A 15,958-nucleotide genomic window follows, 5' to 3' on the forward strand; every position below is an offset into this window, starting at 1 on the left:
GATTCAGAAGAGCGCAGCAAAGAACGAGCCCCTGTCATCGTGAGGAAATAATAAAAAATGCAAATATTTATACCTCTCTTGGCTATAAGCTTTTTTATCATCACATTCCATGAACGCAATGAGGATTTGCCGGCTAACCTGGAGAAACGTTCCAAGTACATTTCTGAGAAGGAAACAACGCTAAGCAGACATCCGGAGCTCCACGGTTTTCCCATGTCCTCCCAAATTTGGATTGATAAGGAACTAACATCTCTGGAAGAACATAACATCCATTCAAGCCGACTCGGATATTCCATACGGAGCAAGCATCCCGAAGTCCAGGAGAAAGTGAGAGGAGTTTTTGCTCATTCCACTATCCGCATCATGCCCCCAGGAAGAGGTATTCCTTTAAAAACAAATCCACAAGGAGATCAACATTCCAAAGAACAGATCAGCCGTATTCTCAAAAGAATCAATTCCGTCTACCAGTCTTTGAATTATCCCGTAATTTATCCGGATGATATAGAAGCGTGGTGGGAAATCACCGACTGGAAAGAAAAAGAGGGACTGGCGTATGACCGATACCGGATTAGTTCCTTAATTTTAAAGAACGGATATACTTTGTTCATTTTTGACCGCCGGCCTGTATTGTCTGCACAAGAAGTCCGTTATTTGTGAGCTCGCCTCCGGGAAAAAACAACCATGAAAGTTAGGGGCGCCAGACTGCCCGACAAAGATGAAGAAAGAAAATACAACGTGGTAAAAATCCTCAATAACAGTCTCCGGCCGTGTCCCATGGCGCCTTCCGGAAGAAAAAACAGACGCTTTTTCTTCTGCTGAAAAAAAGACCATTTCCCTAACGTATTCCCTCAAAGACCACTCTACATACTTGTCCGGGCGAGCTGTCTCAGACTTTCACTTTCCCCATTTTCCGGCTTATGGATGCACCTATTCCGATACCCGTCGCCATGATGGCAGGCTTTATCATTCTTGGAGTCATTCTTTCCATGGGAAAATGTTCCTTCCTTATTGCCGGGTATAACACCATGAGCAAGGAACGGAAAAAACAGTACGATGAACGCGCGCTATGCCGGTTCATGGGAAAGATCATGTACTGCCTCGCCTTCAGCATGCTGATTTGGCTCGCCAGCATTATTCTCCAGAACGCCGTGCTTCTGTCCGTCTCCCTGTTTTTCCTGGTAGGAAGCCTGGCGTTTGCCGTCATTTACGCCAATACAGCCTCCCGGTTCAGGAAATAACCACTCATATAACCATGAAATCTCTCTCTTTCTTCTGCCTTCTTCTTCTGGGCGCGGCTCCGCTTCAGGCATCTCCCGCCCCCATGCAGGTCACCTCCACCGAACCCGCCCGGAAATGGACGGAGGGATACGGCACGGGCAACGGCAGGCTGGGCATCCTCTCTTTTGGCGTTTTTCCTAAGGAAACCGTCGTCCTCAATGAAGGAAGCATCTTCGCGAAGAAGAATTTCCAGATGAAGGAAGGCGCCGCCCAGGCGCTGGACAAGGCGCGCCAGCTTTGCCGGGAGGGAAAATACCGGAGCGCGGACCAGGTGTTCCGGAAGGATATTCTGCCCTCCGGAAGCATCGCGGGAGATTACCAGCAGGGCGGCCTGCTTCAGGCGGAGTTCCAGGGGCTGCCCTCCCCCGCCTCTTTCCGGCGCACGCTGGACATGCAGAGGGGAAAGGCCTCCACCCGCGTTCAATTCGGCACGGGAGAACTGGTCACGGAGATTCTGGCGGCTCCGTCCGCGGACTGCGCCGCCTACCACATTACCTGCACCATTCCGTCCGGGTGCCGCATTTCCCTGAATTTGCAGCATCCGGACCCGTCAGCCCGCATTACCGCGCAGCCGGACGGCTGGGTGCTGGCGGGACAGGGGAGCAATGGCGGAACCCGGTTTGAAAACCGGGTGGTCATTCTGGCGCCCGGCGCCGCCATCTCCCCCCGGGGGAAGGAGATTATCCTGGATTCCGCCCGGGAGGTGCTGGTGCTTTCCTCCACCTCCACGGATTACAACCTCCGGAAGCCGGAGGCCCCGCTGACGGGAAGCCTGTCAGACAGGAACAGCCGTCTCCTGAAGAAGGCGGAAAAAATGGGGTGGAAAAAACTTGCCCGGGAGACGGAAGATTATTTTTCCCGCCTGATGCTGCGCTGCCAGGTGGACCTGGGGGATTCCCCGCCGGAGGTTTCCGCCATGACCACCCCCCAAAGGCTGGAACGCGTCAAACAGGGTGGGAAGGATCCTGACCTGCTGGAACAGCTTTTCCAGTTCGGCCGCTTCTGCACGATTGTCCATACCAGGCCGGGCCAGCTCCCCTGCGGCTTGCAGGGACTGTGGAATCCGGAACTGCGGGCGGCGTGGATGGGCTGTTATTTCCTGAACATCAACAGCCAGATGAACCAGTGGCCGTCCCACGCCACCGGGCTGGGGGAATTCCAGCAGCCTTATCTTGATTTTGTCCGGAGCCTGCTTCCGTACGGGGAGGAATTCGCACGCTTCATCCGCCGGGACGGCTTCTGCTTCGGCCATTATACGGACTGCTGGAAGCATACCTATTTTTCAGGCAACAATCCGGAATGGGCCGCCAGCCTCATGAACGGAGCGTGGGCCTGCGCCCACCTGGTGGACAGCTACCGCTTCACCGGAGACAGGGAAGATCTGAAGAAGTCCCTGCCCATTCTGGAATCCAGCGCGCGCTTCATCATGTCCTGGTTTGAGGACGACGGCCAGGGCCGCTGCCTTTCCGGCCCGGGCGTCTCCCCTGAAACCGGGTTTTACGCGCCGGACGGCACGGGACCCAACGTGCTTTCCTACGTTTCCAACGGTAATTCCCACGACCAGCTTCTGGGGCGCGAGGCGCTCCGCAACTACATTTACGCCTGCCGTGAGCTGAATGTCCGGACTCCCACCCTGGTTAACGCGCTGAACTTTCTCCCGAAGATTCCCCAGCCCGCCATTGGCCCTGACGGCCGCGTGCAGGAATGGCAGCAGCCCTTTGAGGAAATGCAGAAGGGCCACCGCCACATCAGCCACCTTTACGGCCTGTTTCCCGGCACGGAATGGAACGTGCTCACCATGCCGGAATACGCGGAGGCCGTACGCAAGTCAGCGGATTTCCGGCGCAAATACGCGGACATGGGGAACAACGGCATCCGCACCGGGTGGAGCACCGCCTGGCTCATCAACCTTTACGCATCTCTGGGGGACGGAAACTCCGCGGAGGACCGCATGTACACGATGCTGAAACATTACATCAATTCCAACCTGTTTGACTTTCATCCCCCGTTCCAGATTGACGGCAACTTCGGCTTTACCTCCGGCGTGGCCCAATGCCTGGTGCAGAGCCAAATCATGCAGGACGGTTTTCAGGTCATCCTGCTGGCCCCGGCCCTGGCGGACGGCTGGAAGAAGGGTTCCGCCACGGGCCTGCGCACCCGGGGCGGGCTGAAGGTGGACCTGCGCTGGGAAAACGGCCGGGTCCAGGCCACCGCCACAGCCAGCCGCCCCGGCAAATTCCGTTTCATGCACCGGGACCGCAGGAAAGACCTGGTGATGAAAAAGGGCCAGACGGAGAGGATTGATTTTCCTCCTCCCACCGCCAATACACTCTAAAACCGGCCTTCCCCAACTTCCCCTCATGAAACTCTCCTCCCCTGTGATCAAATGCGGGCTGGCCACCGCCGCGGCCTGCCTCGCCCTGGGTTCCTGTTCCAAGCTCTTTTCACCCTGCGGAAGCGGGGAAGTTCCGGAGACGGACCAGACGGAAACATTCCTGAAAGCGCACGTGACCCATCTGGCGGACGCCATCGGAGAACGGAATGCCTACAAGCCCGGCACCATGGAGCGTTCCGCCCGCTACATTGAACAAACCCTGGAGGGCATGGGCTACACCGTCACGCGCCAGGCCGTGGACATCCCGGTTTCTCCGGACTTCCGCGCCGTGAAGGACAGGACGGTGTACAACCTCGTCGCCACCAAAAAGGGAACCTCCCCTCGGCCCAAAACGCTTATCATAGGCGCGCATTACGATACCAAGGTGGGCATGGACAACTGGCATGACCACGGCCCCGCCAGACCGGCCCGCACCGGAACGCCGGGAGCCAATGACAACGCTTCCGGCGTAGCCGCCCTGCTGGAAACGGCGCGCGCCCTGGCTGCAGTTCCCACCCTGCACGACGTGTGCCTGGTGGCTTATGCCAATGAGGAACCTCCCTTTTACCAGACTCCCTCCATGGGCAGCGTGGTGCACGCCAAATCCGCAGCCCTCCATCCGGGGAAGGAACGCATCATCGGCATGATTGCGCTGGAAACACTGGGCTGTTACTCCCCACGGGTGAACAAGAAGCGTAAATCCGCCATGGCCGCCGGGCTGGCCGGGCTCCCGGACCGGTGCGACTACGTGGCCTTCATGTCCACCAACACGGGCCGCAAGCTGGCCCGCTCCTGTGCGGAGGAGTTCTCCCGGCTGAACCGCTTTCCGGTGCGCTCCGCCGTCTTTCCCTATTATACCAAAGGCGTTTCCTGGTCAGATGACTGGGCTTACATGAAGGAGGACATCCCCTCCTTCGCCGCCACGGACACCGCCTTCCTGCGCTGCGATGATTACCATGAAACCAGCGATACGGCTGAAAAGCTGGATTACCCCCAGTTTGCGGAGGTAGTGCAGGGTCTTTCCAAACTGGTCATCTCACTCGCCAATAAGCCATGAACATGAAGCTTGCCTTTTTTCTTCCCGCCCTTTTACTGGCATTCGCTCACGCCCCCGCCGGAGGGGCCCCGTTTGATCCGTCCGCGCTGGCGGCCCTCCAGCCGCCCGCGGAACACGGAGCCTTTCATTCCGGATGGATTTCCCTGGGCCTTAAAGCGGCGGACCTGAAGGAAAAACAGGTGTCTCCCGGACACATTACGGACGTGGGGGAGGCGCAAATACAGCTTTATTTCCCCGCCGGATGGGGGCCGCAGGACAAGCGCGCGGCCCTGTGCATCTTTCCGGGCGGGGGCTACGCCCTTCAGGCCATTGAAAAGGAAGGCGTCCGCATTGCCCGCTGGGCGGCGGAGCACGGCATGGTGGGCGTCGTCGTGAAATACCGCGTTTCCGGGGAAAACAATGCCATCGGCATGTTTCCGGGCCCTCTGCTGGACGCCCGCCAGGCCCTGCGCGTAACGCGCCGGCATGCCTCCGCGCTGGGGGTTGACCCGCGCCGCATCGGCGTCATTGGGTTTTCCGCAGGGGGCCATCTGGCAGCCATGGCCGCCACGCTCTGGAACCGCACCCTGCCGGAAGAAGAGGATAATCCGCTGAAAAGCGTTTCCGCGCGGCCCGATTTTGCCATGCTTATCTATCCCGTCATCACCATGGCCCCCGGGACCACCCACGGAGGCACCCGCAGCAAAATCCTGGGGCCCGACCCGACTCCGGCCCTGGCGGAGCTGTGCTCCGCGGAACGGCAGGTGACGGCGCAGACGCCCCCCGTGTTCCTCGTCCACGCGCTTGACGACGGCGTAGCCAGCGCCAACAGCAGGCTGATGGAACAGGCCTGCCGGAAAAAAGGCGTTCCCGTGACCCTGCGCCTTTATTCCAAGGGAGGGCACGGCTACGGCATGGAGAAGCGCGGCAATCCGACCGACCAGTGGCCAAAAGACGCTGAAAAATGGCTGGGGGAACAAGAAAACAACGCATTCGAAACACGTTAATAATAAATTAATTATACTACAACTTATATCCTGTTAAACAATTCTTTCATTCTTCGAACCTATATTCCGCCATCTACACGTAATGAGGGAAGTTTGATCAAATTCCTCATCCAATAGTTCCTTATCCACATACGAAGAGTACAAATTCATTGCCCAGCTTGCTTCTCTTGTAGGTAAGGACGGGTAAACCGTGTAGAATTACAATGAGGGATTATGAACACTCCAAAACCCCTTTAAAAAATCAATATTTACTCAAATCAAACAACGCCAATAAGGAAATTCATCCAAGGAAGACATCATTTTAACATTGGAACTTCCATACAAAGAATAATGATAAACGCTAGAAAGCTTACGATAAGTGTTGTCCAAAATATACACCTCTTTATCAAGTAAATATCCTCCGATAGCTACATGAAGCCGATCGGTTAAAATAATATCTGCATTGTTCAAACAGGTCAAAAACAAATAACTCCAAGCCGATGATACTCGTGCATCACACCAATCATCACAATGCATAACAGACAAATCCACTATCCGGTATTGACGACGAACAGGATGGTCATTTCCTAAACAACTTTCCCGATCATTTCGTAAGATTAATAGTACTTTCCGTCCATCCTGCAACTCATACATAGACTTTCGTGTCCATTCCTTCATCAAAGAAAACATATTCGTACTCAGAACACTCTCATCCCATGTTTCTTCACTAAGAAAGGTGAAGGCATTCAATTTCAAAGTCATATCATCGGCCAGTAAAAACTGAGCTTTTTTATTCATGTGAAAGCAATAGTTAAAACTGGTTTTATCTCGGCAAAAAACAGTAAAACGTTCATCAAAAATCTCAAGTAACGAGTCACAATTATAAAAACTGCTGGGAAGAATAATAACACGGTTCATTCGTAGAGAAGAAAAAAGCTGCACAAGATAGGGAATACATCCCCAATCCTGTATGCAAGCCCCCCCTCCACCGTAGACAAAGTTATATGGAAGAATATTTGAACTTACAGAGCAAACTGATAAAAAAGGTAAATTATATTTCAAAAAAAATTTCCTTGTTGCCACATCAATTAATGCATCTCCGACATTACCAAAATTAGGTTGATAGACAAATTTTCCTAGTTGTCTAACAATGGAAACAATAGAATTCATAAAAATAGCGCCATCTAAGGTATTCGAATGCTGAATTGCATTAAATGTAAATCCTTTTTATTTCAAAATAAACTAAAATCCATATTATTGGTGAATATTCTTCATACACCCCAACATTCTGAATGTATAGAGTAGAGAAAATGAAAAATTTCCGATAAATCATTATTTTTTCTTGACTTTTATATTCACATTTCGTTATCGTATCAAACAGTAGAAAAAAAGCTCTACCCATATTCATTTATAACGTAAAACATCAATATATTATGCGTGAATTAACAAAATTCCATTCTGGTATCAATTCTTCAAATTCCAGGACATTCAATCCGAATCCAAGTGGCTCTGGGTTGGGGACTGTTACCATTAAAGTAACCTCAACAAAATATGAATCAGAAGGAGCAGAATTCAAATATTTAGCCAAATGCTATCCTATAAAGACAGGATTCGCATACGAAGTCCCTATCTACAAAGTGGTGCTAACTAGCACAAAATTTCCCGGTGTTGATTCTATATTTTATGCATTGAGATTCATGCCCTCCAAAACCACAGCAAATGAAAATGTATTTATGTCAGGTCTCGCAGACGCACAAAATTATGTACTGACTACTTACGACCCAAATTATAATCCTCATAGTATGCAAAATCTTGAAAATGGAGCATTTTTGATTTATGGTAATTTTCTTGTACATGCAGGGCCATCACAATTCACTCATTATGCAATGGGAGGGCTTGGATGTATCGAAGTATTTGATTTTGCATCTTTTGTGTTAACTATCATCAATTTATGCGGAGCTCAGGCTGGAGGGACAACAGATGAAGTACTAACTCGTTTAGCAGAAGATGGATATATCAAACTCAGCATTGAAGCAGCAGTCAAACCCCCCGTTACGCCTGTTGCTCCTCCTCCTGGGTACCCTGCTGGTACATTTTAATCAATATTTTAAATAGAAGTTTTAAAATCATGAATATTATAACAATACTTTTTGCAACAAGTATTGGATCATTTTGGACTAATACTTTTAACCATTCAATTACAAACACCAAAATTAATTGTATCAATTCACCCCAAGTAGTATCACAATTAATTTTAGAAAACATTGGAACACTTCAGGAATTTGGTTTAAAACAATTTGATTATTTTAAAAAATCAAAAAAAATACTTATCGAAAGAAACGCTCATATTATCTGTTTTCGCATTTCCTATCATCCTCCAGAAAAATCAAAGTATAATTCAAAATATACTGTAATAATCGCTAAACTAAATAATATAGATGCACAAAAAATTCAGGAGAAACTTCAAGAGAACGATTGGACGAACGCAGACGCAGGAAAAGGACCACCTATAATCATGAAAGGAAGCATACATAACAATCAATTGATTATCATAACGGGACATCCTTCTGACAAAGAAGAGATTGAAAAAATCTCAAAACTTATACCGTATTATTTTAGAATATACTAATATTTTTTGTTTCTATTATTCTCGGAGACTTCCGAACATCACCGACATAACGCAGTGTATTATAACCCTCTTGAGTATTACTTTCACACATTAGGGAACCAGCTAACATACAAATGCAACGTTTATTTGTTTTTGGATTTCCAGAACTTTACGGAGGTGCCGGAACTGAGTTATATCATCAGATCCTGATCTGGCAATTCATGGGAATGGAGGTTCACTTAATCCCTCCATGGAGAGTAGAAAGAAATCCACTTTATCCAGAAATGCTTTCCCGTGGAGTGCATATACATCCGGTTAATGACTATTCTTCCTTAACAGAAGAAGATCCTATTTTTAGCTTCTGCAATGGGGAATTTTTAGAACTGCTTCCTCAGATACGCACTTACACTAAGAAAACTGTTTTTGTAAATTGTATGAGTTGGCTTTTCCCCCAAGAAAAAGAGGCTATGAGAAAAGGTGAGATTGCCATGTTTCTTTATCAAAACGAAAGAGTTATGCAGGAAAACAAAATCAAGTTAAAAGCTTTTAACAAGAATCCTAAAATACAATTTAAAAAATTCATTCCATATTTTCATCGTGAAGATTTTCCCTTTATCGAAAAACGTAGGAACGAATATTTTGGATGTGGGCGGATTTCTCGACAGGAAGCCGATAAATTTGCTAAAGATACTCTCTTCATTTATGAGTCTTTTGTATCCCCAATTCCCAAATGGGGACTCTTTCTCGGATTCGGAAAAAGAAGCGAAGAAAAAACAGGTCCTCCCCCACCGTGGATACGGACAGCTCTTAATCAAGAAGAAGTATCACAGCAGGAATTTTATCAGCATTGTGAGATTATCTTACAACCAAGCAATACAGTTGAAAATTGGCCGCGTATAGGTTTTGAAGCCATGTCCAGTGGGAGCGTATTGATCGTAGATAACGCAGGAGGATGGCAACAAATGATTGAACATGGTAAAACAGGATGGTTATGTAACAATGAAAGAGATTTTATCTATTATGCAAGCAAAATGGCTTATGAACCTAACCAAAGATACGATATGGCGGCAGCCGCACGAGAACGAGGTCTTTTGCTCAGTAATAAAGAATCTTCCTTGGAAAGCTGGAAAGAAATTTTTACTGTCCTCAATAATATGGACATTTAGATGAAATGAAGAATGTAAAATTCATTCGTGAACCATGTTCTCGCATCTTAATCGGTATTTGTTCCTGTCTACACGCCAATGAACGTCAACAGGCTGTACGAGAAACCTGGATGAAGAATTTACCTTGGAATATACAATGCAAAATATTCGTAGGAGGGAAATATCTATATTCCTTTGAAAAAGAGCATGTTGTTTATCTTCCAGTTTGCGATAATTACGAACACTTGCCGAAAAAAATCCTGACATTTTTTAAATATGCACTGCTGAATTATGATTTTGAGTGGTTTTTCAAATGTGATGATGATACGTATGTAAAAACGGAACGGCTTCATTCCTTGCTTCAACCAGGAGCGGATCTTATAGGAAACACATCTTTGCAGACTCAAGGATATCCCAGTGGAGGAGCTGGATATTTCCTTTCACGTTCCATAATAGAGAAAATAGTCAGCTTTGACAATATTCCTTCTAAAGGATTCGAAGATGTAATCTATGGCAAACTTTGCCAACATTTTGGAGGAATTATTTACTCTAGCGAAAGATTGTGCATGACTTGCGTTCCATATCCAATGCCAGACAATAATCTAGCCAGCGCTCACTGGTGTAGTCCCGATAATCTTCGCGCCATCCACTTATTCAATCACTCTGATCCGTTGATTACATATACAGCAGAACATTTAAACTGGAGCCAACCAGATATCATACAATTATATCCTCGAAACTTCTTCCGGAGAGTCAGCACAGGATGCGCTGGAATTTATCATTTTTTTGCTGATTCGTTAAAATTAGATTGGTTTTCATGGTCTTCTGATATTTTAAATAAACAAGGTAAACAATATAGAAATGATTATCTGACATTAAAAACACATGAAGCAGACTAGTTGCATGAAATGTATTCTACTGCAATCTCCAGGAGAAGTCCTGGAGGGTATTGAAGAAATGCTGGAATTGGGCTATGACGTCATACCCTATTCTACAAGTCAAGCTGTGCATGAATTAAAAGATACAAATTATGAATATAACGATTTCTTTGAATTTTTAGGATTTGATCCCCAAGCTTGCAATAAACCATGCATACGATCATTAAGAATATCTTTCGTTAAGATGCTTTTGGATCCAAAATTCAAAAATGACGACCTAATCATTTTTGGAGAAAGTGATGCAACTCCTGTTGTTTCGGCACATTTACTAAAAACTACTTTAGAAAAATATATTGCGGAATATCCAGATACCGATATTTTTAGACTCTTTTATTCTCATAAAACAACACCATCGACGCCATTTAAAGAAATAAATTTTATTCCATTCCAAACAAAACAATGGAGTAGAAATTCTCCTTACGTATGGGGCACTCACGCAATGGTTATTCCTTCAAAAAGTCGCAAAAAAATTGCAAATATATTCCTGACTTATACATTACCAACCGACACTGCCTTAGAATTTGCTCATTCACGGGGAAAAATAAAAATTATGATTAGTAGTTTTGATTGTTTTTATCAAAAACCAAGAAAAAACCTACATTACTCTGAAAATTCATATAGCTTTCGAAAACGAAAAATTGCTTTATGCCTCTCCTCCTACAAGAGAATCGGAGATTTGTTGCGTCAGATACATTCCTTCATGCATCAATCCTATACTTCTTTTCACTTATTTGTTGCCGTCAAGGGAATTAGTGAATACTTTTTTAAAAAAATACTTATACCTGAGTGTAAAACCTATCAGCAAGAAGGGAGGCTTACTCTACGTCTATATCCAAATAAGAATCAATTATCTAATTTCATTGATACAGTCAGAAATATCGATATTTCTTCATACGATTTATTTGCAAAAATAGATGATGATGATTTTTATGGCCCGTCTTATCTTGAAACAATAAATAACTTTCATACTATCATCCCACAAAATTGTGGAAGTTATTATTGTGGGCGCGCTTTAACGTGCCACTCATATAAAGGATTTCCATGCCTTGAAGAAGAAGAACTTGAAATGTTTGGAAGTTCTCTTGTCTTAACTAAAGAATGCATGGACATAATTATAAAATGCGAACTAAATCCTGATTTGATACAAGAAATTATAGATTTACCGGAAAATATTCATGATTTCGGATTTCGAGAAGACTCATTGTTTCATAGTATTATGATGAAGAAAGGAAGTTATAATATCTATGATTTTGTAAAGAGACAAGATATTTCTCTTTATTTAATTATCCAAAAGGGAAATAATTCCGTTACACGAGGAGGATTTCTCGAACGCTGTTTTCGAGAGCAGAATACCAATATTCATACAATAGAAGATTTGGAAGAACATATTGTTGAAATAGAATGCTCCGAATCTCATTACGTTATACGGATTTTCCAATCTCATGCATATCGACTTCATATACCTAATGAGGAGGCAGATGTTATTCTTTTCAACGATAAAAAACTCATCATTGACTGGGGAGAAAAGGGAAAAGAAGAATTTGAAAAAAATGCCATAGGCGTTTATGTTAAGACATCAATTAATATGCAATAAATATATTCTCAGAATATTTTTTATTATATTTAATTAAATATGGAGAAAGATTTAAAAATAGCCGCCTGCTTAAGTTCATATAAACGTCCAAGTGACTTAATACGGCAAATTTTTACAATACTCCATCAATCCTACAGTGATGTACATTTATTTGTTGCAATTAAAGGATTAACAGAATATTGCGTAAAAACTCTGATTGAGCCTCATTTCAAGCAATTCATCAATCAAAAAAAATTAACATTAGGAATATTTCCTAATAAGAACCAATTATCCAATTTTCTAGATACGATAAGAACTATAAAAAAAACGGATTATGATTTATTTTTAAAGATTGATGATGATGATTTCTATAGCCATGATTATATAAAAACCATTAATCAATTTCATCAACACCTTCCCAAAAACTTTTCAAGTTATTGTCTAGCAGGTGAAGGTACTGTTCTTTTTTCCCGCCAGAATTTTCCCTGTCTGATGGAATGCTCTAACGCATCTTTCGGCGCGGCTTTCTCGATGAGTCCGGCAGTGATTGAACAATTGTTTCGTTGCGAATCCGATCCCTCTTACATGAGCACCATGATAAAACGCTGCACAATAGAGAGGGGCTGCTCAGAAATAGGATTTGGAGAAGATCATCTCATGTTTCTTATCATGCAGGACATTGGATGTCGGAATATCTATAAATTTTTAAAAGAAAACAATATAAGAAATCATATTATATGCCAAAAATCGAACATCTCTGTAACACGAGGGCAATTTCTTGAACAGCATTTTAGAAGTAAGAATCATTCTGTCTGTACCGATATAGACAAAAATGAATATCTCTTGGAAATTCATCATCCTTACTGGGATGACACAATGAGGATTTTTTCAGGGAAAGCTTATTTACTTGGAAATGGACAAGAAGGAGATATTTTACACTTCACTGAAAATGCAATTCAAATAAAATGGGCTTCTCAAGAAATTCAATTTTTTGTTAAGGATGACGATGGAACATACTGTTTCAAATGTGTAGATCCCTAATTTTTCGCCGGAATCTCTTCTATGATAGAAAATTCACTCTACCTTTCCCATCACCATAAAATTCATGTCTCTCGCTGAATTTTATAGAATTTGTTCTATGCGGCATAGATATGTTTTTATTGTAGCATTGTTCCTTTTCTGAGATCATTTTTGTCAACCCAAGCACCTGAATGTGCCATACCGGGGTATTGACCTCTGTCAAGACGGATGCTAACTTTTCACGCGCATGAGTGCGCCCGAAAAGAATTATAAAGACACCATCCTGTTGCCGGAGACCGGCTTCCCCATGAAGGGGGATTTGACAAAAAACGAACCCGTACGCCTGAAAAAGTGGGAAGACACTGGACTGTACGAACGAATTTTGTCCCGCAGGATGGAACAGGGCGCACCCCGGTTCCTGCTTCATGACGGCCCCCCCTTCGCCAACGGCGACGTGCACATGGGCACGGCCCTGAACAAGATTCTCAAGGACCTGGTCCTGAAATCCAAGACCATGGCCGGCTATGCCGCGCCCTACGTTCCCGGCTGGGACTGCCACGGCCTCCCCATTGAGTTCAAGGTGGTGCAGAAGGCCCGTGACCTGGATGCGGCTGAAATCCGCCGCCGCTGCGCGGAATTCGCCAGGGGCTTTATTGACATTCAACGGACTTCCTTCCGCCGCCTGGGCGTTTTCGGTGACTGGGAGCATCCCTACCTGACCATGAAGCCGGCGTATGAGGCCAACATCCTGCGCGTGTTTGCCAAGCTGGTGGAAGACGGCGCGGTTTACCAGAGCCGCAAGCCCGTGCAGTGGTCCTATGGGGCCTACACGGCGCTGGCGGAAGCGGAGATTGATTACAAGGAGAAGGTGAGCCCCTCCGTGTTCGTGCGGTTCCCGCTACTTGACAACCCGCTTGGCCTGGAGGCCTCCATGGTGATCTGGACCACCACACCGTGGACCTTGCCCGCCAACGTGGGGATTGCCCTGCATCCCCGCTTCACGTACGTGGCCGGCAAGTTCATGAAGGACGGCCAGACGGAAACCCTCATCATCCTGAAAGACCTGCTGGACGCCTTCGCCCAGAAGACGGGCTGGGCCCTGGCGGAAACCATCCGCGAGTTCAAGGGCGCCGAACTGGAGAACTGCGAAGCGCAGCACCCCTTCCTTTCCCGCACGTCAAAAATCATCCTGGCGGACTTCGTGACCACGGACACCGGCACGGGGGCCGTCCACATCGCGCCCGGCCACGGCTCTGACGACTATAACGTGGGCCGCCAGTACGGCCTGCCCGTCCTCTCCCCCGTGGATGACGACGGCAAGTACACGGAAGAAGTAGGCGTTCCGGCCCTCGTGGGCAAGCACGTGTTTGACGCCAACAAGGACGTCATCGCCATGCTGGAGAAGGATAACAACCTCTTCGGCGTAGAGGAATACCGCCACCAGTATCCCCACTGCTGGCGTTCCAAGACGCCCATCATTTTCCGCGCCGTGGAACAGTTCTTCATTTCCATGGACAAACTGCGTCCGCAGGCCCTGGAAGAAATCGACAAGGTGCAGTGGCTGCCTGCCTGGGGCCGCAACCGCATTTACGGCACCGTGGAGGCGCGCCCGGACTGGTGCATCTCCCGCCAGCGCACCTGGGGCGTACCCCTGCCCGTCTTCTTTGACGAAAACGGGAAGGCCGTCCTGGACGCCGCCGTGGTCCGCAAGATCGCGGACATGGTGGAGGCCCACGGCTCCAATATCTGGTTTGAACTTTCCGACGAAGACCTGTGCGAACGCCTCGGTCTGCCGAAGGGCTGGAAGAAGGGGAAGGATACGCTGGACGTCTGGATTGATTCCGGCTGCTCCCACATGGCCGTCATGGATTCCCGCCCCGGACTGGACGCCCCGGCGGACCTGTACCTGGAAGCCACGGACCAGCACCGCGGCTGGTTCCAGAGCTCCCTGATGCTTTCCGTCGCCTGGCGCGGCAAGGCCCCGTACAAGGCCGTGATGACCCACGGCTTCGTGGTGGACAAGGACACCGGGAAGAAGACCTCCAAGTCAGACGCCAAGAGCGGCAAGCCCATTGACGCGGCTTATTATTACGACAAGTACGGCGCGGACATCGTGCGCCTGTGGGCCGCCTCCGTGGACTGGCAAAATGAAGTCCCCTTCGGGGAAGACCTCTTCAAGCAGGTCACGGAGCCCTACCGCCGCCTGCGCAATACCCTGCGCATCCTGCTGGGCAACATCAGCGGGTTTGACTTCGCCACGCAGGCCGTCGCCCCGGAACACATGCCCATCCTGGACCGCTGGATTCTGGAACGCCTGAACGCCGTCATCAAGGAAACGCTGAAGGCCTATGAAGCTTATGATTTCCGCAAGGCGTTCAGCGTCATCAACCAGTTCTGCTCCAGCGACCTTTCCGCCCTGTACGTGGATACCACCAAGGACCGCCTGTACTGCGACGACGTCACTTCCGTGCGCCGCCGCGCCACGCAGACGGCCATGACGATCATTTTCAAGGCCCTGTGCCGCCTGCTGGCCCCCATCCTGGCCTTCACGGCGGATGAAGCCTGGGAATACGCCGGGTATGAAGGCAGCGTGCACGAGCAGGACTTCCCCGCCCCGATGCCGGAGTACGACACGCAGGAGGCTTCCTCCGCCATCTCCCGCCTTCAGGAAATCAAGTCCGTCATCCAGGTGGCCATTGAAGAACAGGTGAAGGCCAAGGCCTTCTCCAAGAACAACGAGGCTTCCATCTCCCTCACCGTCCCGGCAAACGAAAGCGAGGACGTGGTGGCGCTGCTGGAAGACCGGGCCTTTGCCACGGAGTTCTTCATCATTGCGGACCTGGACTTGAAGAGCGGTCCGGAACTGGCGGCCGCCGCCGCCAAAACGGAACACGCCATGTGCCCGCGCTGCCGCCGGTATGAACCCGTGGAAGACGGCTGCGAGGTGTGCGAACGCTGCGCGGAAGTCCTCTCCTGAGAACGGCAACCTCCCATCCCCCG

Annotated in this window: 13 protein-coding genes; 12 read left to right on the top strand and 1 reads right to left on the bottom strand. The window is 47.9% G+C overall.

The window, feature by feature from the left end:
- The first annotated feature begins 57 nt into the window (after positions 1-57).
- From ABGM91_RS01035 to ABGM91_RS01055, 5 genes are all read left to right on the top strand, one after another.
- The gene (locus tag ABGM91_RS01035) at positions 58-657 is read left to right on the top strand and encodes a hypothetical protein (protein WP_354833041.1); all 600 of its coding nucleotides are present in this window, start codon (positions 58-60) and stop codon (positions 655-657) included.
- Between the two features lie 260 nt (positions 658-917).
- On the top strand, positions 918-1,238 hold the full coding sequence (locus ABGM91_RS01040; RefSeq protein WP_290566239.1) for a DUF3784 domain-containing protein: 321 nt from the start codon (positions 918-920) through the stop codon (positions 1,236-1,238).
- Between the two features lie 14 nt (positions 1,239-1,252).
- A complete protein-coding gene (locus ABGM91_RS01045) occupies positions 1,253-3,613 on the top strand; it encodes a glycoside hydrolase N-terminal domain-containing protein (RefSeq protein ID WP_354833043.1) in 2,361 nt (786 codons plus the stop codon).
- A gap of 25 nt (positions 3,614-3,638) precedes the next feature.
- Complete coding sequence (locus ABGM91_RS01050) at positions 3,639-4,709, top strand: M28 family peptidase (protein WP_354833045.1); 1,071 nt, start codon at positions 3,639-3,641, stop codon at positions 4,707-4,709.
- Entirely contained in the window at positions 4,706-5,695 is a 990-nt protein-coding gene (locus tag ABGM91_RS01055; RefSeq protein WP_354833047.1) for an alpha/beta hydrolase, read from the top strand. The genes ABGM91_RS01050 and ABGM91_RS01055 overlap by 4 nt, the downstream gene beginning before the upstream one ends.
- 252 nt (positions 5,696-5,947) lie before the next feature.
- On the opposite strand, the gene ABGM91_RS01060 is transcribed toward ABGM91_RS01055, so the two are convergent.
- Complete coding sequence (locus ABGM91_RS01060; protein WP_354833049.1) at positions 5,948-6,844, bottom strand: polysaccharide pyruvyl transferase family protein; 897 nt, start codon at positions 6,842-6,844, stop codon at positions 5,948-5,950.
- 263 nt (positions 6,845-7,107) lie between these two features.
- Here ABGM91_RS01060 and ABGM91_RS01065 point away from each other — a divergent pair, with 263 nt between their 5' ends.
- The 7 genes from ABGM91_RS01065 (at position 7,108) to ileS (ending at position 15,935) form a co-directional block, all read left to right on the top strand.
- Positions 7,108-7,773 carry a hypothetical protein gene (locus ABGM91_RS01065; RefSeq protein ID WP_354833051.1) on the top strand — a complete coding sequence of 222 codons (666 nt, stop codon included), beginning with the start codon at positions 7,108-7,110 and terminating at the stop codon, positions 7,771-7,773.
- Positions 7,774-7,802: 29 nt separating this feature from the next.
- Positions 7,803-8,303: a hypothetical protein gene (locus ABGM91_RS01070; protein ID WP_354833053.1), complete on the top strand. Its 501-nt coding sequence runs from the start codon at positions 7,803-7,805 to the stop codon at positions 8,301-8,303.
- 113 nt (positions 8,304-8,416) lie between these two features.
- Positions 8,417-9,448 carry a glycosyltransferase gene (locus ABGM91_RS01075; protein ID WP_354833055.1) on the top strand — a complete coding sequence of 344 codons (1,032 nt, stop codon included), beginning with the start codon at positions 8,417-8,419 and terminating at the stop codon, positions 9,446-9,448.
- 5 nt (positions 9,449-9,453) lie between these two features.
- On the top strand, positions 9,454-10,326 hold the full coding sequence (locus ABGM91_RS01080; protein ID WP_354833057.1) for a hypothetical protein: 873 nt from the start codon (positions 9,454-9,456) through the stop codon (positions 10,324-10,326).
- Between the two features lie 4 nt (positions 10,327-10,330).
- Positions 10,331-11,959, top strand: a complete 1,629-nt coding sequence (locus ABGM91_RS01085) for a hypothetical protein (protein WP_354833059.1) — start codon at positions 10,331-10,333, stop codon at positions 11,957-11,959.
- 39 nt (positions 11,960-11,998) lie between these two features.
- Positions 11,999-12,979 carry a hypothetical protein gene (locus ABGM91_RS01090; protein WP_354833061.1) on the top strand — a complete coding sequence of 327 codons (981 nt, stop codon included), beginning with the start codon at positions 11,999-12,001 and terminating at the stop codon, positions 12,977-12,979.
- A 226-nt stretch (positions 12,980-13,205) separates the two neighbouring features.
- On the top strand, positions 13,206-15,935 hold the full coding sequence (ileS, locus tag ABGM91_RS01095) for an isoleucine--tRNA ligase (RefSeq protein WP_354833063.1): 2,730 nt from the start codon (positions 13,206-13,208) through the stop codon (positions 15,933-15,935).
- The last annotated feature ends 23 nt before the right edge of the window (positions 15,936-15,958 follow it).

The organism is Akkermansia muciniphila, assembly GCF_040616545.1.
GTDB classification, from domain to species: Bacteria; Verrucomicrobiota; Verrucomicrobiia; order Verrucomicrobiales; family Akkermansiaceae; genus Akkermansia; species Akkermansia muciniphila_E.

Excerpts from the sequence above, each read along its gene's own strand:
- ABGM91_RS01050 (WP_354833045.1), top strand. The coding sequence starts at position 3,639 with ATGAAACTCTCCTCCCCTGTGATCAAATGCGGGCTGGCCACCGCCGCG.
- ileS (WP_354833063.1), top strand. The coding sequence starts at position 13,206 with ATGAGTGCGCCCGAAAAGAATTATAAAGACACCATCCTGTTGCCGGAG.
- ABGM91_RS01080 (WP_354833057.1), top strand. The coding sequence starts at position 9,454 with ATGAAGAATGTAAAATTCATTCGTGAACCATGTTCTCGCATCTTAATC.
- ABGM91_RS01075 (WP_354833055.1), top strand. The coding sequence starts at position 8,417 with ATGCAACGTTTATTTGTTTTTGGATTTCCAGAACTTTACGGAGGTGCC.
- ABGM91_RS01065 (WP_354833051.1), top strand. The coding sequence starts at position 7,108 with ATGCGTGAATTAACAAAATTCCATTCTGGTATCAATTCTTCAAATTCC.
- ABGM91_RS01090 (WP_354833061.1), top strand. The coding sequence starts at position 11,999 with ATGGAGAAAGATTTAAAAATAGCCGCCTGCTTAAGTTCATATAAACGT.
- ABGM91_RS01060 (WP_354833049.1), bottom strand. The coding sequence starts at position 6,844 with ATGAATTCTATTGTTTCCATTGTTAGACAACTAGGAAAATTTGTCTAT.
- ABGM91_RS01055 (WP_354833047.1), top strand. The coding sequence starts at position 4,706 with ATGAACATGAAGCTTGCCTTTTTTCTTCCCGCCCTTTTACTGGCATTC.
- ABGM91_RS01070 (WP_354833053.1), top strand. The coding sequence starts at position 7,803 with ATGAATATTATAACAATACTTTTTGCAACAAGTATTGGATCATTTTGG.
- ABGM91_RS01040 (WP_290566239.1), top strand. The coding sequence starts at position 918 with ATGGATGCACCTATTCCGATACCCGTCGCCATGATGGCAGGCTTTATC.
- ABGM91_RS01045 (WP_354833043.1), top strand. The coding sequence starts at position 1,253 with ATGAAATCTCTCTCTTTCTTCTGCCTTCTTCTTCTGGGCGCGGCTCCG.
- ABGM91_RS01085 (WP_354833059.1), top strand. The coding sequence starts at position 10,331 with ATGAAATGTATTCTACTGCAATCTCCAGGAGAAGTCCTGGAGGGTATT.
- ABGM91_RS01035 (WP_354833041.1), top strand. The coding sequence starts at position 58 with ATGCAAATATTTATACCTCTCTTGGCTATAAGCTTTTTTATCATCACA.